The organism is Borrelia sp. A-FGy1, from assembly GCF_014084025.1.
Classification (GTDB): domain Bacteria; phylum Spirochaetota; class Spirochaetia; order Borreliales; family Borreliaceae; genus Borrelia.
The window spans coordinates 1-23751 of sequence record NZ_CP043682.1; the positions used below are offsets into that span (position 1 = coordinate 1).

Here is a 23751-nt window from a genome sequence, read left to right on the forward strand (position 1 = left end):
ATTTATTTTTTTTTAGTACAAAACATATAAACTAAACTGATCTGGATAAAATCCTTATACTAAAAAGCCTAATATTCTAGAATACTAAACATTTAAAAATACAACGAAGTAGCTAAATTTAAAGTTTATTACTGCTAATAAATTATACTATTGTTAGTTTTGTTTTGTAAAAATGAAATTCAAAAATTTTTAGAAGAATCTAAATCAAAAGTAGAAATAATTGATAATTAGATAATTAAAAGTATTATGATATTTATAAAATAGAGAAAAAAGGATTTTGATACAGTATAATAATTTTATTTTATTAAATTGATATTAGATTTGTTATTTAAACTAAGGCTTTAAAAAGCAAAGAAAATCTTTTTATTAAATTGCTATTTTTATTAAGATTTAAGTTTAAAATATCTTCTCCCTATTCTTATAATAATTAATAAAAAGTTTTAAATAGATTATTTTTTTATAAGTTAGTTTATTTTATCTAAAGCTTAAGATTAGAATTTTTAAAGCTAATAGTACGATAATTTAATTTTTATATATTTTGTATTTCACAGCACACTCAATCCCATACTGTAATACAGCGCTTTTAGATCAAATAAATTAAAATTATTTTTTTTAGACTCTTTTATATTTAAATATAATATCACTAACTTTAAAGTTATTCTGATTTTGTCCTCTACTCTTTCATACATACCTTTGAATACTTAACTTTAAAAAGAAAAAACCCCTTGGGGAAGGGGATTATTTAAAAGAATGTATGGTATGAAGTAAATATTGATAATAAATTCTTTTAATTTTAAAAAAGGAGAATATTTAATAACTAAATTATTAGTTCAAAATTTTGATTATTTCCAGTTTTTTCTAAATTATTTTTATTCTACTTTTCTTTTTTAAATTCTATTTTTATTAAATATAAATAGTCTTTATAATAAATATTATCATAAAGACTATTTATTTATTTCTTATTTACTCTATCAAAGTTAAAACCACTTTATGCTTAATTTTAAATATAAAAAGATTATCTGAAATAAGTTCCAAAGCAAATATTAAAGATATTTACCTAAGAATCAGGGAATTATGCATTATATTATACATTTAATAAATTTCCTTTTCTACCCATTAGAAAATTAAACATTTACGATCAATTATTTCTGGAATATAATCTAATACATTTGTAATTCAAAAATTAATTATTCAAAATCAAATGAATACAAAAATATAAATAATATCATATACCAATCTTTACTAATCTAACAATACTTTATTTATAGATTCTATAACTTAGACTTACTAACATTTCACTTAATTCAATAAATAAAAATAAGCTTCATATATTTAGTATAAGATTTCAATAGGGATATACTAATAAATTTTTAAATTTGACTTCTTTTTTTCTATAAATTTTTTAAAATTTATAGAAAATCTTAAAAATAAAGTCCCTACTCCTATATCTTGTTTTGGAGAGGATTAATAGGAGTGTTGGGGACTATTGATAGAATATTTTCTATCTTCTTATATCTATTATAATATTATTTTATTTTTTTAATTTTGTAAATATTTTTAAATAATTTTATTATGCCTTCTTACTTACCTGTTTTCTTTATTGCTCTTAAAAGCCTAAGTTCACCTTTATTAATACCTGACTTCTTAGTTTTTTTTCCTGTTCCTATACACATTTTTTGATCAAATCTTTTATTTAATTCCTGCATCTCTTTAATCTCTATCTCACTAGGTTCATAATCAATCCACTTCCTGTCTATCCAACCTTTTTCCCACTCATAATATCCTTCATTATGATTATTTCCACTAATTTCATCAAAATGTCTTGTTAATGCTGAAACTACTTTTGCTCCATAATAAAGCATCTTATCTGTTTCCATTTCTGTTATAAACTTATCATAATCATACTCCTCTCCTGTCTGCATATTCACAATATCAACTATAAGTTTAAATATATTGATGCAATTCATCGCTATATTCCCAAATGGAAGATCTGGATTACTTAATGCTTTAATATTAACCTCATACTTATTTTTTAAACTTCTAGGTATTCTGAAAAAATCAATAATATACCCATTAACTCTAGCCTTATAGTTTGCCTCATACTCTGCATTTCCAAAAAAAGTTCCCTTTCTTCCAGATACTTTATTTTCACAACAAAGTATCATAGGAAAAATTTTATTATTTGCTTCTTTAACTCCTCTCATCTTTATCACCTCAAACCTAAGTTATTTTTCTCTTTTTATTTTGTGTACATTATTATAATATATATCAAATAAGAATTAATACAATTACTAAATATTTTTATTAGTTATTTCTTTTTTAACAATAAAAGATATCTACTTTTATTGTTTTTTTAAAATTTTGTGATAAAATATTATGTATCTTTAACCTTTAACCATTTATAAAAAGTCTTGGGAAATTTTGTTTCACATGGCTTTTTATTTATATTTCCTTTCCTTATTTTTGAAAAATCATTTAAATCATTTGTTTTTTTTATTAAGTTTTTGATATCCTTCTGGGATAAGTACGACATCAATACCTGAACCTAAAGAAGTTTTAACTGCATCTTCTATACTAAAATTATTCACAATTGCTCCCATATCATATGCATCCGTTATTATAATACTACTAATATTTAAATTATATCTTATAATATCTACAATATCTTTTGACATACTAGTTATATATTTAGAAATACTAGGAGCTAAAACATGACCAATCATAATAAATTTTGCTTCTTTACCATAAATAAATGGTACAAAATTGTTCCTCATTAAAAAATTTTTACTATAAGGCAATAAAGCTATTTCCTTATGAGTATCCACTTTAGTCCCTCCAAGTCCAGGAAAATGTTTAACTACTGCATATACTCCTTGTTTCTGTATCGCATCAATAAATGACTCTACCATAAGTCCAACATTGTAAACTAAATGTCCAAAAGTCCTATTAGCTAAAGGACTAACAGCTGAAAATTTTAAATCAGCTACCGGTGCCATATTGACATTAATACCCAAACGTACAAGTTGTTTTCCAAGAACTTCACCAATTTTATATGCAAGATGCACATCATTTGTTTTACCTACAGATTCCATAGAAGGAAAATTATAAACACCCAGTTTTTCATTTCCACTAACTCTATTAACCAAACCTCCTTCTTCATCAACAGCAATAAAAATATCAGAGCCTAAATATTGTTTTAATGAGTCAATCAAAGCTTTGGTTTGCTTAGCGTCTTTGAAATTTTCCCTAAATAAAATAATACCTATTGGATTGATCTCTTTAAGTTTTTCAAGTTCATCTTTACTAAATCTTTGAACAGCATTAGGATTTGCAATATTCCTAATACCAACAAACAAATTTCTATTGTCTAGGATGCCTTTAAAATCAATTTTTCCCAAAAAGTTCTCAATACTTACTAAATCAGACTTATCTTCCTCAAAATAATCATAATCTATATCAGGAACATTCCCCAATAAATATAAATTTAAAGAAAATAATATGCTTATTAATAAAGCACTAAATATTCCATTTACCATCTCTAAAAACTAAACCATAATCATTCTTTAACAAGTAATTAAGAGAATTATTTAAGTAATTAGCAATATAAGAAATATTATATGAAAACTTATCTTGCAAGTAACAACTAGCAATAAGAATATCAATAAATAACTTTGCAGGAAGAAATCTATTTTCTCTATTAACTTCGAAAATTAAGGGATCATCAACTAACTTTACTACTTCCCAAGTTACTTGTTCAATTGAAAAATATTGACCTATCTCTTTATTTTGTTCAATAACCCTACTAGGTATCTCTTCTATAATTCTATCTATATTTTTGACTAAATATTCTAAATTAAAAAGACCAGTAGCACAATTAAATAGAATTTTATCTCCTCTATCTTCAGCCTTTAGAACATCTTCTTTAGAAATAGCTCCTCCAATATCAACACACGTTAGCCTACCATCTTTATCAATAATTAAAATTCCTCCTTTTGTATCTAATGCTGTTTTAACGCTAAACTCAAATCCAGAAGAACTATTTATTATAGCCATTATGGCAAGAGCCTTTAAATTAACAGTAAACCCAATATTATCAATATTACCAATATACACAAATCTCTTTCCAGATTTATAAAGTTTAAAATAAATATCTCTTAAAACTCTAAAATTTTGTCCGTGTCCTGCAGGTAAAGCCAATATAATTTTTTCCCCGTTCATCTCATAATCAAAATAAACATATTGGCCATTATCCAATTTTCTATAACAATATACTAAAGGTTGAATAGCTGTAAGAATATCTTCTTTTTTAAGAAAAGAATAATTTAAACTCTTAACCAAATCTTCATAAAATATATTATCTAAAAATTTAGAAATGAATGCATCTGTTTTAAAGCTAGTCATCTGAAAAATAGAAGGCTTTAAACTTACTCCATAAATATCCATATATCTTTTAGAAAGCTTTAAAAGATGTCGAATTTTCAATTCTAAGAATGAAAAACCATAACTACCATCTTTATTAAGATAAGCAGGCGTTATTCCTTTTGGTAAATCCTTAAAAGCCCTCTTAGCTTCAAGTATTTTACTCTCATATAAAAGATATAATTCTTTATTAAAATCACTATTTTTTAAAATATCAACATAACTAGTTGCAGATCCTCCATTCAAAATTCCAAACGAAAGATAAGGATATAAAGCTAATCCTAAACTTTCCAATTCATCTCCAGTAAAAATATAAAAATCATCTTCTTCTACTTTTAAAAAGTTTGAAAAATTATTAATATATTTTTTTAAATTATTTTCAACAAGTTGCTTTTTAAACTTTAATTTAATAGCATTCCCTGCAATATTAAAAATATTTTCTTGACTTTTATCTGGAAAACTTTTAATAGAAACATTTAAAAGTTTAAGCCTATTACTATTAAGCTCATCAAGCATTTTTCTAGAAAAATCTTTATCTATCATTTCGAGATTAAAAAATTTAAAAATCCTATCTAAATCCAAAATAAATAGTATTATACCTATAATATACAACAATTATAATATACTAAGATAGTATCTTATAATATGTTATTATAATATTTAACAATGCTAAAAGATACCCTTTAAGAGGATAAAATGCTAAAACAATATACACTAAATATGATAAATTTAAAAAATGCTATTGATGAAATGATACTATCCCCTTCAGGATTTAGAAAAATATTTGCGAAATCAAAAGACGAAAATTCAACAGATTGTGAAATAAATGATGATGATAAGGTATTAATTGCAATAATAACATTTACAATATCAAATTATTTAAAAAATAAACCAAAAAAATACATTAATATAGGACTAGACTCAAGAGCAACTGGACATATAATATCTGAAATAATAATAAAGACATTAATATCAAACAAAAATAATATAAAATTTTTTGGCATACTTCCAATACCAGAAATTTTAGCTTATACAAAGAATAGCCAAAATTCAAAAGGATTTATATACATTTCAGCCAGCCATAACCCCAAAGGATATAATGGACTTAAAATTGGTCTAGAAGACGGAGGTGTACTAAATTCAAAAGAAATAAATAAAATAATATACAAAATCAAATCAAATGTTAAAAAAATTTTTTTGATAAAAAAAATTATAAAAAATTTAAAAAAGTTTAACACAAATAAAATTAATTTAAAATTATATGAAACAATTATTCAAAAAAAGACTCAAAATAAAGCAAAATCTTATAAAACATATATGCAATTAATGCAAAAAATAATATATTCAGATATAAAAAATAAAAAAAATATTGAAAATATAAAAGAAAATATCAAAAAAAATCCTATAGGAATAATAGGAGAAATGAACGGCAGCTCTCGTATCAATTCAATAGATAGAGAAATTATTGAATCTTTTGGACTAAAATTTGAATTTCATAACTCCCAAATAGGAGTTTTTAGACATGGAATGATTCCTGAAGGTAAATCTTTATCTATATGTAAGAAAATACTAGAGAAAAAATTTAAAGAAGATAATTCTTTCCAATTAGGCTATGTTCCTGATTGTGATGGAGATAGAGGAAACTTGGTATTCATTAATAAAATAGATAAAAAATCAAAAATTATTGAAGCACAAAAGCTATTTGCATTATCAGTACTTTCAGAGCTTAGCTACCTTTATCATATTGGAATTAAAAACAATTTAGCAATTGTAGTTAATGATGCGACCTCATTAAATATTGAAAAAATAGCAGCTCTATTTAATGCAAAAGTTTATAGAGTTGAAGTTGGTGAAGCAAATTTAACAGAAATGGCAGATATCTTAAGAGGAAAAGGCCTGATAGTAAGAATTTTAGGAGAAGGTTCAAATGGTGGAAATATTATATATCCCTCAAAAGTTAGAGACCCTCTAACTACAATCTTTAGTATAATTAAATTATTAAGGATAAAAGAACTCTACAAAACATGGTGTAAGTTATCCAATAATACATATAAAGAAAACTATAATCTAGATGATATACTGAAAACAATAAATTTTTACAGTAATATAGAAACATCATATGAAAAGGCTATGCTAAAACTTAAAGTTGAAAATCAAGAAATATTAAAAACAAATTATGAAAAATTACTAGAAAAAGAGATCAAAAATAATAACAAACTTATTTCAGATTTATTAATAGATAATTTTGAAATAATTAATTATGAAGGTATTAAACAAAATAAAACAAGAACAGGAGATTCTTCCGGAGGACTTAAAGTTCTACTTAAAACTGCAAAAAATGAAATAATTGCAACTTTATGGATGAGAGGCTCAAAAACAGAACCAATATTGAGAGTGCTCAGTGAAATTAAATCCGATAAACAAGAGAAACTACTAAATCTATTAGAATTTAATAAAGAATTAATTCAAATTGCATATTCATTAATGTAAATTATTAGTAATTTAAAGATAAGGCAAATGATCAAACATTTAAACTATCTTTAAAAGATTTTTCTATATTCCTCCTCACACCATTCCAAGTTTTAGAAATACCCATTATTTTTTTAGCTCCCTTTATAACCTCTATTGCAACTTTCCTAGTTTTATTTGTACCTTCAAAAATTATCTCATCGACATATTTTTTTTTAGTTTTAAAAAAAGCTCTCTTCTCTCTAATAGGTTTTAAAAATTCATTTAAAACTTTAAAAAGCCTTTCTTTAACTTCAACATCACCAATCGTACCCTTTTGATATCTAGTTTTAAGCTCATAAAGTTCATCAGGATTATCATTGAAAAAATCATGATAAATAAAAACAGGATTTCCTTCAACTTCTCCCGGTATATCTGATCTCACCCTTTTTGGATCTGTAAACATAGACATAACTTTTTTACGTATTAAATTCTCATCATCACTTAAAAATATTGCATTTCCGAGACTCTTACTCATTTTATTCTTGCCGTAAATTCCCACAAGAGATTGAGAATCTGTAAAAATAGCTTCAGGAATTGGAAAAAAGTTTTTTCCATAAAGAAAATTAAACTTTCTAGCAAGCTCTCTTGCAAGTTCGATATGAGCTTCATTATCACGTCCTACTGGAACTAAATTAGCTTTAGCCATTAAAATATCTGCACTCATAAGCACCGGATAGCCTAAAAGCCCATAAGGAATCTCAGTAAGCCCAGCAGAAACACTCATATCTTTTATACTAGGAATTCTTTTTAAACGATTAACCATAACAATCATTGAAAGTATTAAGTTTAATTCTAAAAGCTCTGGTATGGCCGATTGTAAATATATATGAACCTTCTCCGGATTAATTCCGCAAGCAAGGTAATCCAAAACCATTTCCCTAACATTATAAGATATCTCATTAACACTCTTTAAATCTGGTCTTGTGGTAAGAGTATGCAAATCAGCTATAACAACATAAGTTTCATATTCCTCTTGATACTTTAATCTATTTACAATAGAACCAACATAATGCCCCAGATGAAGAGATCCTGTGGGCCTGTCCCCTGTAAGCATAACTTTTTTTCGCAAGATTAATTCTCCTCCTTACTACTTTTCAATTTATTGTTAATATTTTTAATATCACTTAACATTTTTGAACCACTCAAAAATACAGAGAAAGGCTTTAAATAAGCTATATTGTCAACTATAACCTTTATAATTACTGTAAAAGGATATGCTATTAAAAGACCTACAATACCCCAAAGCCAACCCCAAAAGAAAAGAAAACAAAGCAATAAAAAAGGAGAAATATCAAGGCGATGTCCCTGCATTTTTGGCTCAAGAATATTTCCAATCAATACTTGAAGAGAAGTATTATATATCAATATATAAAGCACCAAATTTAAATTAGGATAAAACTGTACTAAAGCAGCTATCACAATAAAAAATACAGCCAAAATTGACCCTATGCTTGGAATAAAATTAAAAACAAATGTAAGTACTGCCCACACAAGAGGAAAATCTTGCCCAAACGAAGTCAACCCTATAAATACTAAAAATCCTGTTAAACAACTAACAAAAACCTTTATTACTAAATACTTACTAATTTGATTATTTATTGTACCCAAAGCCTCAAAAAATCTCTCTGAAATAGAATGCCCAAATGCCTTTCTAACTTTTATATCAAAAATATGTATTTCTGACAGCAAAAAATATAATAATAAAAACAAAACTACTAAGCTACTTGCAAAACCAATAATTTCATTAGATATCCTAGTTAAAAAAGGATAAATATATCCAGAAAAATCTATATTACCAATAATAGAACTATCTATCTTATATTTATCAAAAATATCTCTTATAATGAAAATTAATTGCTTTTGATAATAAGGCAACTGTTTTATCAAAATAGTAATACTATAATAAACAAAATTAAAAACTAAATAAGAAAACAAAAATAAGAAAAAGAAAATCACAAGTACGATCAAAACTCTTGGAATTAGCAATCTTTTAAGAAAAGTATAAATAGGATATACTAAAAATCCAAGAACTACTGCAATTGACAAAGGTTTAAACACAGTCTGTGCTATCTTTAAAATACTAATTAATATTATTACCAATACTATAGCATAAAAAACAGACTGAATTTTAAAAAATTTTAACTTATCCGTTGGTTCCAAATTCAAAGCCATCTTTACTTCTCTCCCCCTTTAACACTTAAATGATCCCATATAGCTCTTAAAATATATAAGTACCATTTTAGCAATAATTTAAAAAAGCTTAAAACTATTAAACTATTTATATATTAAAATTATATATTCTTTATCCAATTATATAATTCATTTACTATTTTACTGTAATTAGATTCAGCTACATAAATAACCCATTTTTATTCAAGTAAACTTTTAACTTCATTGTTATTATCACAATAAACTAATACTAATATATTTTTACAATGATCTAAATTATTATTTTAATATTTCAAAAGCTAAAATAGTATTAAATCCATTTGCAACATAAAATATATTTTCAATTTTCAAAAGAAATTTCTATTTTACTTTTTGTAGCTACTTCATTAATCTTATCATAAAATATTTATTAAAATCAAAAATTATACTTATTTTACTGTATACATACAAAATACACTGCTTAAATACTATTTTCTGAAACTTTACTATTCAAATTCTTATATCAAAATTCTCATAAAAGGATAAAAACACTATTTAACTATAAATTTGAAAATCCAAATTTTAGCAATATAAGTAAAAATTTATATCCCCCCTATCCCTTAAAGCATCTGACTAAACCTACTTTAAGCAATATAAATTTCGATTTAATTGATATCTTTATCTAAGTTTATATATTTTCTCAAATAATTCAATGACACAACATCTACAAATTCAAGAAATTTTAACCCTGAAAACTTAAATTATTATTTAAGTATTTAAAATATTTTCTTTAATATATTATAATTGCTAATGGAATAATTTATTTATATGTCATTTCATCATATATCATTAAAATCAAATATTCAAACTATTCTTTCTTTCTTATTCATAAACAAAAATTAATTTAAATTAACACTAAGTTGTATTAAAATATATATATTCAATATAGTAATACAAAAAAATAAATAGAATGTTTATGATAGATACAATTAATATAGTTCAAATAAAAGATACTCTTTCTAGAGTATTAGATATAAGCTTAATAAGTATTTTAGTTTATTATATATATAAAAACCTAGTTAATTCTTATTCTGTAAGCTTACTTAAAGGGATGATAATAATTGCATCTATTGGAATTATTTCTTATTATTTCAATTTACACACTATAAACTGGCTATTAAACTACATAGCCAATATACTTCCTATTGCAATGCTTATATTATTTAATCAAGAAATAAAAAAAATAATAATGCAAATTGGGAATTTCAACTTATCTTTTAAACTTGCAAACAGAAAAGAAGAAACTATTAAAACTATTTCTGAGATCATCAAAGCAATTAAACACTTATCAGAAAACAAATCCGGCAGCCTAATCTGCATTGAAAAAAAAATACAGTTAGAGCAAATAATAAATAAAGGAATAAAACTAGATTCGATCGTATCTAATGAAATCTTAATATCTATTTTTGACTATGAAACACCTCTACACGACGGAGCTGTCATTATCAGCAATAATAAAATCGTTTATGCTGGATCTTTCCTGCCTCTATCTAATATTGAATCTATTAGCAAAACTTTTGGAACAAGACACAGAGCAGGCCTTGGAATCTCAGAAAGCTCAGATGCAATAACAATAATAACCTCTGAAGAAACTGGATCTATATCACTCACAAGCAATGGAAAACTAGAGTATAATTTAAGTTTAAATGAAATTAGAAAAAAATTAAATCTTACATTAATAGAATGAATATAAACAAAAAAATTAAAAATATAACAAAATTTTTTTTTGAAGATTGGCAAAATAAATCCATTTCTATTTTAATAGCTATTGTAATGTTTATAACATTTTACTTAAATAATATAGAATCAATTACAATAGAAAAAGAATTTAAAATTTTACTAAAAGATGAAATCACATTAGGTAAAATTCCTGATTTCACAAAAATATTACTTACAATAAAAATTAATAAAGAAAATTTAAAATACTTAGATCTTGATCGTGTAATATTATTCGTCGAAGCTACAAACATAAAAGAAGCAGGGAAATATGAACTTCCAATAAAAATCAAAAACCTTAATTCTATCCCTATCTCTGAATACAGTCTTTCAAAAAAAACAATTTCACTAAATCTTGATAAAAAAACCTCAAAATTAGTCAAAGTTGAGCCTAAATTTACACTAATTGAAAAAGAAAACAAAGGAGAATATTTTATTGCTAAATATAATATTTCACCTGAAAAATTAACAATATATGGTCCTGAAAAAGTAATACAAACAATTAATACAATTAAAACTGAAATAAAAGAATTTGACACAAGAACAATATTTATATCAGAATATCTTGAAGTAGTATCTCCAGATCCACTTATAACACTTGATAAAAGTCATGTAATAGTAACTATTACATTAAGCAAAAAATATACACACACAACAATAAAAAATCCCAATTTGATTTTCAATAATCTTAAAAATGGATTAGAAATAAAAAATAAAGACAAAATTTTAAATCCAGAAAACGAAATGTTTATTAAAATAAGAAGCAGACTATCAGAGAAAATAATTAAAATGCATATAGATAACAAAAATATCAATTTTAATCTAGATTTAAGTCATATCGAAATCCCTGGCATTTACAATGTTAATGCAGATATAATTTTTAAAAACAATACTCACGGTATAGAGGTTTATGAACAAGAACCCAAAACAATAAGACTAGAGGTAATTCAAAGTGAACAATAAAAATAAAACTATGAAATCAATAGGATGTGATATAATACAAATTATAAGACTTAGCAGTTTCTTAAAAAATAAAAAAAAATTAGAGAGATTTTTTACACAAAGAGAAATTGAAAATTTAGAAATGAAAGGAAAAGGATTTTTAGAAAGTTTAGCTGGTAAATTTGCAGCAAAGGAAGCTCTTATCAAATCTTTAAGCCCTTTATTAGAAAATAAAATTAAATACTCTCTTAAAGATATTGAAGTCGTCAAATTACCAGCTGGAAATATTGTATTTAAATTACACAATAATATTGAAAGCTTAATTGAACAAAAGAGCTTAAAATTATACTTAACCATCTCACACGAAAGGGAGTATGCTATTGCATTTGTAATGGTAGAAAATTAATTTATGAAAAAGATATCATATTTTACAAAATACGAGATTGAATGTCCTTTATGTAGCTATAAATTTAGGAAAGAAGACCTTTTAACAGGAAGTAGTCGATTAATATCTGGAGAACTAAAAGTTGATTTAAAAAGAGAATATGTAAAAAATGAAAAATATGGGAATATATACCCTAGAATATATTCGATCATAGTATGCCCTAATTGTTACCTAGCTGCCTTCCCAAATGAATTTAATGCAATAACATTTGCTAGTAACCAAACAAAGAAACTTTTAATAAATTGCGAGCAAAAACGAAAAGAAATAAACTCACTTTTTGAATATAATTTAGATTTTAATAAACCAAGAGGCCTTAAAGAAGGAGCTGCCAGTTATATATTTGCTATGATGTGCTATGAGTTTATTGATAAAAACCACAATCCGACTCTAAATCAAGCAAAATGTGCAATAAGATCAGCCTGGATTTTTGAAGATCTTCACAAAGAAGATCCAAATAAAAATTATAACTACTTGCAAAAAATATTTTATTATAAAGCAGCTTATCTTTATAAATTAACAATTGAAAAAGAACAAGACAACTCAGAGCCAATCTCTACTGAAGCAATATTTGGCCCTGATACTGATAAGAATTATGGATATGACAGCGCTCTTTATTTATCAGGATTACTAGAATATTTTTATGGAAGTAAAGAAAATAAAGAATATAGATATAATCAATTAGTTGAAATTAAAACCACACTTTCTAAAATAGCTGGAATGGGAAAATCATCAAGAGAAAAACCTTCAATACTTTTAGACAAAATAAAAGAAGTTTATTTTAAAATTTCAAAAGAAATAAAAACTTTAAAATAAATGAAAAAAATATTTGCAGAAATAGCATATGATGGATCTCTGTATCATGGATTTCAAATTCAACCTAAAAGTCCAACAGTACAAGGAGAAATTGAAAAGGCTCTAAAAAAAATAATCAAAACAAAAATCAAAATTCATTCATCGGGTAGAACTGATAAAGGAGTTCATGCAAAAGGGCAAGTAATATCTTTTTCTATAAACATAGATATTTCCCCAAAAAACTTAAAAATAGCATTAAATTCTCTATTAAAGGATGGCATTAGGATAGTAAAATTAAAATATATAAAAGATGAATTTCAACCTAGATTTCATGCTAAAAGAAGAAAATATAGTTATTATATACTCAACAATGAAAATCACTATCCTTGGGAAGCATATCAAGCTTATTATGTAAAGAAAAAATTAAATATCAATAGATTAAATAAAATGTCTGAAATGTTAATTGGAACACATGACTTTACTACCTTTTCATGCATAAGAGATAAAACAAATTCAAAAATAAAAAAAATTTATTTCGCTAGATTTAAGAAAAAAAATAAGTTTATTGTCTTTGAAATAATAGGCTCTTCTTTTTTATGGAAAATGATAAGATCAATAGTAGGTACAATGCTTGACATAGAAATAAAAAATGAATCTACTTATACCTTTATAGAAATTTTAAGCTCAAAGAACAGAAACCTTGCAAGGACAACAGCACCCGCAAAAGCTTTATTTTTAGACAAGGTTTATTATGAATAAAATCAAATTAATTAAAAAATTGATACTTCTAAGAATGCTTAAAAATAATATATTAGGTAATCTTTATGAAAATAAAGAAGAAGAACTTAAGAAAATCAAAAACAAAATAAGAAAATTTAAAAATATAAAAGTACTAAACAAAAAAATACAAAAAAATACAAAATTAATAAAAACAATAGAATATAATAAAAACAAAAATGAAGAAAAAAACTTATTAATAGTATATATAGATAAAAAATACCTAAATAAAAGCGCAAAAGAAATAGTAAAAAAATGGTGTAAAAGTATTAATATATTAAATTATAAAATAATAGATAATTTTAATATGCTAAGCTTAGAAATCAATAAACAACCTAAAGCAATCCTATCTTGCGAAGAAGTAGAATTTTTTTTAAATCAAAAATTAAGAATTCAAATTGTAAGAGGATTTGAGCTTAGATTTAAAGGGATTCCATTAGTATTTACATATCTTCCCTTCAATCAAATTAAAAATCCAATACTAAAAAAAGAGATCTGGCAAGACTTAAAAATAATAAAAGGTATAATAAAATATGGATGATAATCTAAATAACACCTTTTATTACGAAGTAGCCTTTAAAATCCCTGTAAATAAGGTTTTTTTTTATAAACACAACTTCAAATTAAAAATAGGAATAAGAGTCATAACGAACTTTAATGGAAGAGAAACACTTGGAATAATAATCAAAAGATATTCTAAAGACGAGTTTAAAAGAGATTTTACATTTGAAATTAAAGATATACTAAAAATTATTGATGAAAATGCACTAATAACAGAACATAATATTAATCTTGCAAATTGGATTAGCAGAAAAACATTTTCTGGATTTGGAGAAGCTTTATTTTATGGACTACCTAAAAGTTCAACTTCAAGCAGAATAAGCAAAGTAATAAAAAATAAAGAAAATAAAAATTTAAACTCAACTACACTAATTCAATTAGATGAAAAACAAAATAACATTTATCAAGAAATCATAGAATCAAAAACACAAAATATATTTTACTTATTTGGGGTGCCTGGATCTGGAAAAACAGAAATATTTATCAAATTATGCGAATATTATTTAGAAAAAGAAAAACAAATAATTTTTCTAATTCCCGAAATCTCTTTAGGTTATCAAATAATCAAAAGAATCAAGTCGAAGTTAATCACAAATAAGATTTACGAATATAACTCAAAAACAACAAATTCAAAAAAAGTTTTAACATGGAACAAAGTAAAAAACGGAGAAAGCTTGATTATAATTGGAATTAAGAGTGCATTAATGTTACCATTCAAAAATTTAGGACTGATAATAATGGATGAAGAACATGAACACACATATAAATCTGAAAATACTCCAAGATTCCATTCAAGACACATAGGTTTCTTTTTACAAGGTGTATTTAATTCCAAATTTGTAATGGGAAGCGCAACACCATCACTTGAAGCATACATGGCAATGGAAAATAATCAGATAAAAAAAATGATATTAAAAAATAAATTTTTTAATAAAACTGCTAAAGAAATTAAAATAATAGATATGAAAAAAGAACGCCACATTATATCGTCAGAATTACTTTATAACATACAAAAAAGCCTAATTAACAAAAGACAAGTTTTAATATTTTTCAATAAAAGAGGATACTCAAAAATACTTGAATGTAAAATTTGCGGATATATAATCTGCTGTCCAAATTGTTCTTTTAACTTAACATATCATAAAAATAAAAACAAACTCATTTGTCATTATTGCAACCACAAAATAAACGTAATAAACAATTGTCCTGATTGCAATGCAAAAAACATTACATATAAAATATATGGGATTCAATTTATTGAAAGAGAGCTAAGAAATCTTTTACCAAATGCAAGAATAGCAAGAACAGATTCTGACCTTAATAAAAAAGATATTATCAATACAATAACTGATTTTGAAAATGAAAAACTAGACATTTTAATTGGTACACAAATTATTGCAAAAGGATTTAATTTTAAACAAATACAAACTCTAGGAATTATTAATGCTGATGTTGGAATTGGACTTCCTGATTTTAGGAGTAGTGAAAGAATATTTGCAATAATTTCACAAGTATTAGGTAGAGCTGCAAGATTTCAAAGTGACAACACAATTATTATTCAAACAAAAAATCCCAATTATTATGCAATAAAATATGCTTATAAAGGTAATTATGAAGCATTTTATAAAGAAGAAATAAAAATCCGCAAAGAACTTAATTATCCACCCTTCAAAAAAATAATTAGAATAATAGTTAGAAGCCATAAAAAAGACTCTGCAAAACATAAATGCTTAGAATTTTTTGAAATATCCAAAAAATTTTTAAATGAAAAAATTGAATATCTAGGTCCTTCAAAAGCCCCTATGTCAAAAATAGCTAAACACTATAGATATAACATAATATACTTATCAAAATCCTTCAATTTACTAGAAAAACTAATAAGATATACACAAGAAAAAATAAAAATAACAAAGGATACGCATATAGAAATAGACTATTACCCAATTTCTCTAATTTAAAAAAAATCCGAACTATCTTTCCCAAGAGCTCTTAAAAAAGATGAAAGCACATAAAGAGCTCTATCATTATGTCCTCCCTCAGGAATAATAAGATCAGCATACTCCTTAGTGGGCTCAATAAATCTATAATATCCTGCTCTAGTAGTATTTAAATACTGTTCTATAACCGATTTCAATGTACGTCCTCTTTTGGACATATCTCTTTCAAGTCTTCTAATAAACCTAATATCATTAGGTGTGTCAATGTATATCTTCAAATCTATTAGATTCCGTACTCTTTCTTCAACAAAAATCATAATACCTTCAACAATAACAACAGGAGTTGGATATATCTCTATGGTTTCCGGTTTCCTTATATGATTAATAAAATCATAAAGAGGCATATTAATTGGTTCATTGTGTTTTAATTTTCTTAACTGTTCATAAAATAAATTATTATCAAAAGCATCTGGATGGTCAAAATTAACATTTAAAAACTGATATTCATAATCACCAACACTTTTATAATAATTATCTTGAGATATAAGAACAAATTCAGGAATAACTTCACTAATTTTATTAACAACTGTAGTCTTTCCACTTCCAGACCCACCTGCTATTCCAATAATCTTAACCATTACCTTCTTCTTGCAATTTAGGCATATTTTTCAAAGTTCCTGCAACAAATATATTCTTAAATCCTACTCCTCTTAAAATTTTTTCCGCTTCAAAACACTTATTAAAGCTTCTACCATAAATTATTATTTGATTATCAATACTACCTAACTTACCTTTCTTAGCAAATAAATTATTAAAAGGAATGTTAACCGCCTTTACATAGTGAGCTTTATTATACTCCTTAGTAGATCTAATATCTAATATTATTGCTCCTTCTTTAATTCTCTTTAACAAAGCTAGATTAGACCTCTTCATCTTTAAAATAATAAAAATCCAAATATAAAAAATAAAGAAAAGTATTAAAAGTATAAACTTTAAATAATCTACTAGCATATTATTTATAAAACAATAATATCAAAAAAAAAGAAACAATTTCAATAAAATAAAATTGTTTTTTTAATAAAATTAATATAGAATTCAAGTGAATTAATAATTTTGCATTAAAGAGTAAGTCATAAGTCAACATGAAAAAAAAAAGGAAAAAGTGGAAAAGGATAAAGCAAAAAACTAGGTTTATTATACGCATAATACTTAGAAAACAACTTAAAAATATCTTTAAAGACCCTAAACTAATCTTAATTAGTACATTACAGATAATAATTGGTTCTCTTTTAATGGCAATATCTACAAATATTCTATATATCCCACATGGTCTTTTGAGTGGAGGAATTGCTGGGATTGCTTTAATGCTTCATTACCTTTTAAGATTCAACTTAGGTATCACAATATTTATTTTAAACATTCCACTATTCATTCTTGGGATTAAATTTTTAAACATAACATTTGTAATTCAAAGCTGGATTGCAATGGCTTTATATTCCATAATGGTAAACTATTCACAATTTCTGCAAGGCAAAGTGCAACTCAATGACATGATGCTTGTATCTATTTTAGCAGGCCTCATATCAGGACTTGGACTCGGCTTAATATTTAGAGCAAAAGGATCATCAGGGGGTTCAGACATAATATCTATGATAATTAAAGAAAAATATTCAATTAGTATTGGAACTACAAACTTTCTTTTTAATCTTGCTATATTATTAATAGCAGCTGTTTTTTTTAATGTTGAAATTGCTCTCTATACTTTAATTGCTTCTTTTGTAACATCTGTTATGACAGATAAAGCAAGTATAGGGTTTGGTAACCAAAAAGCAATATTTATTATCTCAGATAAAGGAAAAGAAATATCTTACCTGATTACAAATAAACTAAAAGTAGCAGCTACACTAATTGATGGACAAGGTGCTTGGGCAGGAAACGATAAAACTATAGTTTTCATAGTGGTTCCCACAATACGTATGTCAAGAATTAAATATATTTCTCAAAAAGTAGACCCCAATTGTTTTATTACAGTACTTAATACAAACGAAATAACTGGTGGTAAAAAAATTACAGAATCAGTTCAACCTAAACAAATTACTGAAACTTAAAACTTATCTAAAAATTCAATAAAATTAATAATAAGTAAATCTAACTCTTTTTTGCTATAAAAATTTGACAAAAAATCAATAAACCTCCGTGGAAACTCTGAAACAAATTTCTTTAAAATCCCTTCTTTAATATTAATTTCAAGCTTGAAAGCATGAAGCATTAAAGATATATCTTTAAAATCACTGTCTAGTCTACTATAAATAATATCACCTAATATTGGATGATTTAAGTATTTCATATGTACTCTTAATTGATGAGTTCGTCCTGTCTTAGGACTTAAAGCTAATAATGAATAATTCCCAACATTAACAAACACTCTATATTCAGTTAATGCATTTTTACCCCTACTTTTATTGGCAATAAACTTTTTTCTATCATTTCTATCTCTATCTATAAAAGTCTCAATAATACCAGAAAAACTTTTAAGGTTACCTTTAACAACTGCAATATAAACTTTCTTAACAACTCTTTTTTTAAATTGCATAGATAAAAATTTCAAAGTTGTCAGATTTTTAGCACAAATTAATATACCAGATGTATCTTTATCTAGTCTATGCACAATTCCAGGCCTCATTTTATCTTCTTTGAAATTATCCTCTAAATTTGATACATGATATAAAAGAAAATTCACAACAGTATTTCCCAAACCAGATATGCTAGGATGACTTAAAATACCCTGAGGCTTATTTAAAACAATAAGATTTATATCTTCATAAAGAATAGTAATAGGTAATTTAAAAGGCCTTGCATACTCTCTTAAATCAACTTCTTCATTAAATTCTATTAATATTTTATCTCCTACAAAAACAGGCTTTGATAATTTTTTTGAAACAAGAACACCATCATTATTCTTAAAAGCAATTACTTGTCTTTTTTTAATTTGATTTCTAGTAAAGAGGCAAACTTTTTTAGATAAATAAATATCTAACCTTTGACAATCCTCTTTTACAACAAACTCTTCCTGAAATTTTTTCATTTAATAAATCAAAAAATCAATTAAAGCAATTATTAAAGATATTACCAATCCAGACGATGCCGATATCATAAATTTTTTAAAAGTTTCATCTTTTGGAAGATTAAACCCATTCGAGAAAGGATATGGGAGATATTTTGAATCCATGCCATGATTAAAATAGTAAGATAAATCAAAAAAAAACAAACTTACTATTAAAGCTATAGGAAAAGTTCCTATACCTATTACTGAAAATCTAAAAGCTCTCTTTCCCCATTTAGATTCAATAGTTTTTTCTACATTTAAAACTTCATTTTCTTGAATATTTTTATAAAGAAAATTACTATCTTCTTTATCTTGAAGTTTAACAAAAATTTCATTATCAAAATAAACATCATTTTTACTGGGAAAAATTTGATCTCCCAGCAAAATTTTTCGACTTAAACTCAAATAATTAATATCAAGTTTATAATAATCAAAAGAATTGGAATAGATAATACAAATATTAAAAAGTAAAAATAAAATTCCAATAGTCATAAATATTTTAATTCTCTAACTCTAATTTTAGTGTAAAAGTTATCTCATCAACAAGTTTAGAAGTACCAAAATATTGAATAGGACCTGGATACATATATAAATTATTCATTGCCCATTTTTCACGATTCTTAGCAAATTCATTAAAAGGAGCTCCCTTCAAATCAACAAGCGATTTTTTAATAACAGGTTTTGAAGCCCCATACCTTTCTTCCACATTCATCATCATTGTCAAAGGAACCCCGCCTGCTGTCCATTCAGCCACATTTTTATTTAAGCCTTTTATACTAGACATATAACCTGTTAAGCCATTTAAAACAAGTAAAGCAGCATTATAACCTAAACTGTAACAATAATTACTATCAAAATTTGAAGGCAAAGCACTTCTACCCTCATATCCAAAAAAATGATCAATAGGAATAAATTTACCAATATATTTACCAATCTTTCTTAATCCCTCTAGCCTAACATGAACCATTTCAATAAATAATTTTTCAGTAGGAACCCTTGATAAATTAAAGTTACCATGAGGATCTCTCTCTAAAACAGAATTCACAAGTTCAATCTGAATAAATAAAGGCAAAGATAAATAAACTTCTCTCATATAACCATTAAGTTTAGAAATAAAAATATCCCTTATGGTTTCAGCTCTAATCCCTTTAAATTCATCCTCATTGCTATCAAATATACTACACAAATTGGACATCAAAGACTTAACTTCAGGGATAAATTCAATAAGACCTTCAGGAATTATAACTACACCAAAATTATACCCTTTAAAAGAACGCTTTGCGATAACAGAGGCTATTTCATTAACAAGATCTGATAAGGTCTTATTTTTAGCTAAAACTTCCTCAGATATAATACATATGTTAGGTTGAGTCTTTAATGCACATTCAAGGGCAACATGAGATGCACTTCTTCCCATAAGTTTAACAAAATGCCAATACTTCCTAGTCGACATAGCATCACGACATAAATTACCTATCAATTCAGAATAAGTCTTAGTAGCAGAATCAAATCCAAATGAAATCTGAATATGTTCATTCTTAAGATCAGCATCTATTGTTTTAGGAACACCAATAACTTGAATATCCCGATTCTTTTGTTTAAAAAATTCTGCTAACAAAGCTGCATTAGTATTTGAATCATCACCACCAATAATAATAATTGCATTAAGATCATTTCTAAGGGCAACTGACAAAGCTTGTTCATACTGAGCCTCTGTCTCTATTTTAGTTCGTCCAGAAGATATAATATCAAAACCTCCAGTATTTCTATAAGAATCTATTAAATCACTAGTAATTTCAATTTTATTGTCTTCCAATAAACCTAAAGGCCCATTTTTAAATCCAAAAATTTTTGAATCTGAATTTGATTTCTTTATTGCATCAAAAATACCAGCAATAACATTATGTCCTCCAGGAGCAGGTCCACCTGAAAGAATTATTCCCACACTTAAAAATTTTGAAAAGTCTATACTTGAAGGTCCTTGAGCAAAGCTCATAACTGGAAGTCCATATGTATTTTTAAAAATCTTTCTTAAGGTTTCTCTATCTTGAAGACTTTCTATTTTTTTACCAAAAACTATACTAATATTTTTAAAATCATGTTGCAAAATTTCAGGCAACTTAGGTAAATATTGAGATCTTTCTTTTTGTAAAGATGAAATCATATTTCTTCCTCCTTTAAGACTTATACAGCTTACTCCTAAATAGTAAAATAATTAAAAATTAATTTCTATATGTGATTTAAAAATAAAGTAGCATCCCCATAAGAGAAAAACATGTAATTCATCTCAACAGCTTCTCTATAAGCATTAAACACAAATTCTTTTCCTCCAAATGAAGAAACTAACATTAAAAGAGTTGATTCTGGTGTATGAAAATTTGTAAAAAGCATATCAACAAATTTAAAACGATAATTTGATCCTGGATAAATAAAAAGATCTGTTTTCTGATCTCCCCTCATAAAGTTATTATGGTCATAAGCTGACTCCAATGCCCTAAGAGTAGTGGTTCCAATAGCTAAAATTTTCTTACCTAAAGCCTTTGCCCTTTCAAGTCTAAGAGCAACAGAATCTTTTATAAAAAATCTCTCAAAGTGCATCTTATGTTGTTCTATTCTTTTTGTTCTTACAGGAAGAAAAGTTCCGATACCAACATGAAGCGTAATAAAATCATATTCAATACTATTTTTATCCAATAAAGAAAAAAGTTCCCTACTAAAATGTAGTCCTGCTGTAGTTGAAGCTGTTGAACCTATATATTTTGAATAAATTGTATGATAACGTTCTTCATCCTCTTTATCACAATTTCTCTTAATATAAGGCGGCAAAGGAATAAGTCCATACTTTTCAAAATAAGATTCATCTAAACTTTGATTAAATTTAATCATAAATTTATTATCTGACTTTGAAATTACTCGAGCTAATACATCCTGAGGAAATCTGTAGACTCTACCTAAGCTATGTCTTCTTGCCCTAGAAATCAGACATGTAAATATATCATCCGATATTTTATCTAGTAATAAAAATTCAAAGATATCTCCACTATCTGTCTTAGCATATATTCTTGATTTTCTAACCCTCGAATCATTAAAAACTAAAAAAGTATTGCTATTAACATATTTTAATATATCATTTACACAATGATCATGGTAAACTTTTTGATTACTAGGATCTAGCACCATTAACCTTGATAATCCTCTTTTTTTACTTGGATGCTGTGCTATCAAATTAGAAGGTAAATCAAAATAAAATTCTTTGGTATCCATTTTGTTTATCATCAACCAATTCATTATGTTCATTTTTATCTAAATTTAGATGCAAATACGCAAAGTCAGTAGCCTTTCGGCCCCTACTCGTTCTCTCAATTAAACCCTTTAAAATAAGGTAAGGTTCATAAAAGTCTTCAAGAGAATCTGCTGTTTCACCAACAGAAATAGCTAAGGTTTCAACACCAACAGGACCTCCTTTAAATTTTAGTATTAAACTCTTTAAAATATTTCTATCCTGCTCATCAAGGCCTTCTTTATCAATTTTTAACATCTCAAGTCCAGAATTTACAATACCTTCTGTAATTAATTCATACCCTCCAACCTGCGCAAAGTCTCTCATTCTTCTCAAGATCCTATTTGCTATACGAGGTGTTCCTCTTGAACTTTTTGCAAGAAGATAAGCGGCCTTTTCTTCTAATTTAACATTTAAAATAATAGAATTTCTCTTTATTATATTTACAAGTTCCTCCTCATTATAAAGCTCAAATCTAGACACAATGCCAAATCTTGCATAAAGAGGTGATGATACTTTTCCTGGCTTTGTAGTAGCCCCAATCAAAGTGAACTTAGGAATAGGAATTCTAACAGTCCTTGCTGCAGGGCCTTGTCCTATTATCCAATCTATTTCATAATCTTCCATTGCAATATAAAGCATCTCTTCTATTACAGGCTTAAGTCTATGTATTTCATCAATAAATAAAACACTCTTATCATCAAGAGTTGTTAAAATACCCACAATATCCTTTGGCTTATCAAGAGCCGGCGCTGAAGTAACCTTTATTACAGTTTTCATTTCAAAAGCAATAATACTAGCAAGAGTAGTCTTGCCCAAACCTGGAGGACCACTTAAAAAAACATGATCAAGCGCCTCATTCCTCTCCCTAGATGCTTTTATAAAAATATTTAAGTTCTCCTTGATATGAGACTGTCCTGAAAAATCTCTAAGGGATCTTGGCCTAAGTTCATTCTCATTTGTGTCATACAAAAAATTTTTGTCAGAACTTAAAAAATTAGATTCCTCTCCTAAATCCATCTACGCCCCCCTCTAAATATTTTCTAAATAAGTAAAT

Annotated in this window: 21 protein-coding genes; 9 read left to right on the forward strand and 12 right to left on the reverse strand. The window is 25.8% G+C overall.

Translation table 11 applies throughout. The features are described from left to right. Positions 1-1580: 1580 nt before the first annotated feature. The 3 genes from F0310_RS00005 to F0310_RS00015 all read right to left on the reverse strand — a co-directional run bounded on the left by F0310_RS00005 (position 1581) and on the right by F0310_RS00015 (position 4962). Positions 1581-2204: a hypothetical protein gene (locus tag F0310_RS00005; RefSeq protein ID WP_182116928.1), complete on the reverse strand. Its 624-nt coding sequence runs from the start codon at positions 2202-2204 to the stop codon at positions 1581-1583. 276 nt (positions 2205-2480) lie between these two features. Further along, positions 2481-3536 (reverse strand): glycoside hydrolase family 3 protein, encoded by a 1056-nt coding sequence (locus F0310_RS00010; protein ID WP_182116929.1) that lies wholly within the window; start codon positions 3534-3536, stop codon positions 2481-2483. Beyond that, positions 3517-4962 carry a UTP--glucose-1-phosphate uridylyltransferase gene (locus tag F0310_RS00015; RefSeq protein ID WP_182117679.1) on the reverse strand — a complete coding sequence of 482 codons (1446 nt, stop codon included), beginning with the start codon at positions 4960-4962 and terminating at the stop codon, positions 3517-3519. Before F0310_RS00015 ends, F0310_RS00010 begins: the two co-directional genes overlap by 20 nt. Positions 4963-5115: 153 nt before the next feature. Here F0310_RS00015 and F0310_RS00020 point away from each other — a divergent pair, with 153 nt between their 5' ends. Continuing rightward, positions 5116-6909, forward strand: coding sequence for a phosphoglucomutase (locus F0310_RS00020; protein ID WP_182116930.1), 1794 nt, complete (start codon positions 5116-5118; stop codon positions 6907-6909). Positions 6910-6940: 31 nt separating this feature from the next. Here the strand turns inward: F0310_RS00020 and trpS are convergent, their stop codons facing one another. Continuing rightward, positions 6941-7999 (reverse strand): tryptophan--tRNA ligase, encoded by a 1059-nt coding sequence (trpS, locus tag F0310_RS00025; protein WP_182116931.1) that lies wholly within the window; start codon positions 7997-7999, stop codon positions 6941-6943. 2 nt (positions 8000-8001) lie between these two features. After that, positions 8002-9102, reverse strand: coding sequence for an AI-2E family transporter (locus F0310_RS00030; RefSeq protein ID WP_182116932.1), 1101 nt, complete (start codon positions 9100-9102; stop codon positions 8002-8004). A gap of 946 nt (positions 9103-10048) precedes the next feature. Here F0310_RS00030 and cdaA point away from each other — a divergent pair. The 7 genes from cdaA to priA are packed head-to-tail and all read left to right on the forward strand — an operon-like array spanning position 10049 to position 16329. Then, a complete protein-coding gene (cdaA, locus tag F0310_RS00035) occupies positions 10049-10825 on the forward strand; it encodes a diadenylate cyclase CdaA (protein WP_476577973.1) in 777 nt (258 codons plus the stop codon). After that, positions 10822-11817 carry a CdaR family protein gene (locus F0310_RS00040; RefSeq protein WP_182116934.1) on the forward strand — a complete coding sequence of 332 codons (996 nt, stop codon included), beginning with the start codon at positions 10822-10824 and terminating at the stop codon, positions 11815-11817. The genes cdaA and F0310_RS00040 overlap by 4 nt, the downstream gene beginning before the upstream one ends. Before the next feature lie 10 nt (positions 11818-11827). After that, on the forward strand, positions 11828-12202 hold the full coding sequence (gene acpS, locus F0310_RS00045) for a holo-ACP synthase (RefSeq protein WP_182117680.1): 375 nt from the start codon (positions 11828-11830) through the stop codon (positions 12200-12202). Between the two features lie 3 nt (positions 12203-12205). Next, entirely contained in the window at positions 12206-13054 is an 849-nt protein-coding gene (locus F0310_RS00050; protein ID WP_182116935.1) for a DUF2225 domain-containing protein, read from the forward strand. Further along, positions 13055-13792 carry a tRNA pseudouridine(38-40) synthase TruA gene (gene truA / locus F0310_RS00055; RefSeq protein WP_182116936.1) on the forward strand — a complete coding sequence of 246 codons (738 nt, stop codon included), beginning with the start codon at positions 13055-13057 and terminating at the stop codon, positions 13790-13792. Further along, a complete protein-coding gene (locus F0310_RS00060) occupies positions 13785-14351 on the forward strand; it encodes a uracil-DNA glycosylase family protein (protein WP_182116937.1) in 567 nt (188 codons plus the stop codon). Before truA ends, F0310_RS00060 begins: the two co-directional genes overlap by 8 nt. After that, positions 14344-16329 carry a replication restart helicase PriA gene (gene priA, locus F0310_RS00065; protein ID WP_182116938.1) on the forward strand — a complete coding sequence of 662 codons (1986 nt, stop codon included), beginning with the start codon at positions 14344-14346 and terminating at the stop codon, positions 16327-16329. The genes F0310_RS00060 and priA overlap by 8 nt, the downstream gene beginning before the upstream one ends. Here priA and udk read toward each other — a convergent pair. Both udk and F0310_RS00075 read right to left on the reverse strand, forming a co-directional pair. Continuing rightward, a complete protein-coding gene (gene udk, locus F0310_RS00070) occupies positions 16326-16946 on the reverse strand; it encodes a uridine kinase (protein WP_182116939.1) in 621 nt (206 codons plus the stop codon). The two genes, priA and udk, sit on opposite strands and share 4 nt — an antisense overlap. Next, the gene (locus F0310_RS00075; RefSeq protein ID WP_182116940.1) at positions 16939-17319 is read right to left on the reverse strand and encodes a rhodanese-like domain-containing protein; all 381 of its coding nucleotides are present in this window, start codon (positions 17317-17319) and stop codon (positions 16939-16941) included. The genes udk and F0310_RS00075 overlap by 8 nt, the downstream gene beginning before the upstream one ends. Positions 17320-17450: 131 nt before the next feature. Here F0310_RS00075 and F0310_RS00080 point away from each other — a divergent pair, with 131 nt between their 5' ends. Continuing rightward, positions 17451-18416 carry a YitT family protein gene (locus tag F0310_RS00080; protein WP_182116941.1) on the forward strand — a complete coding sequence of 322 codons (966 nt, stop codon included), beginning with the start codon at positions 17451-17453 and terminating at the stop codon, positions 18414-18416. Here F0310_RS00080 and F0310_RS00085 read toward each other — a convergent pair. From F0310_RS00085 to ruvB, 5 genes are all read right to left on the reverse strand, one after another. Further along, entirely contained in the window at positions 18413-19393 is a 981-nt protein-coding gene (locus F0310_RS00085; RefSeq protein ID WP_182116942.1) for an RluA family pseudouridine synthase, read from the reverse strand. The genes F0310_RS00080 and F0310_RS00085 overlap by 4 nt on opposite strands. Further along, positions 19394-19906: a hypothetical protein gene (locus F0310_RS00090; RefSeq protein WP_182116943.1), complete on the reverse strand. Its 513-nt coding sequence runs from the start codon at positions 19904-19906 to the stop codon at positions 19394-19396. Positions 19907-19913: 7 nt separating this feature from the next. Then, the gene (locus F0310_RS00095) at positions 19914-21578 is read right to left on the reverse strand and encodes a diphosphate--fructose-6-phosphate 1-phosphotransferase (RefSeq protein ID WP_182116944.1); all 1665 of its coding nucleotides are present in this window, start codon (positions 21576-21578) and stop codon (positions 19914-19916) included. A gap of 65 nt (positions 21579-21643) precedes the next feature. Continuing rightward, positions 21644-22678 (reverse strand): tRNA preQ1(34) S-adenosylmethionine ribosyltransferase-isomerase QueA, encoded by a 1035-nt coding sequence (queA, locus tag F0310_RS00100; protein WP_182117681.1) that lies wholly within the window; start codon positions 22676-22678, stop codon positions 21644-21646. After that, positions 22653-23714 (reverse strand): Holliday junction branch migration DNA helicase RuvB, encoded by a 1062-nt coding sequence (gene ruvB / locus F0310_RS00105; RefSeq protein ID WP_182116945.1) that lies wholly within the window; start codon positions 23712-23714, stop codon positions 22653-22655. Before ruvB ends, queA begins: the two co-directional genes overlap by 26 nt. Positions 23715-23751: the final 37 nt, after the last annotated feature.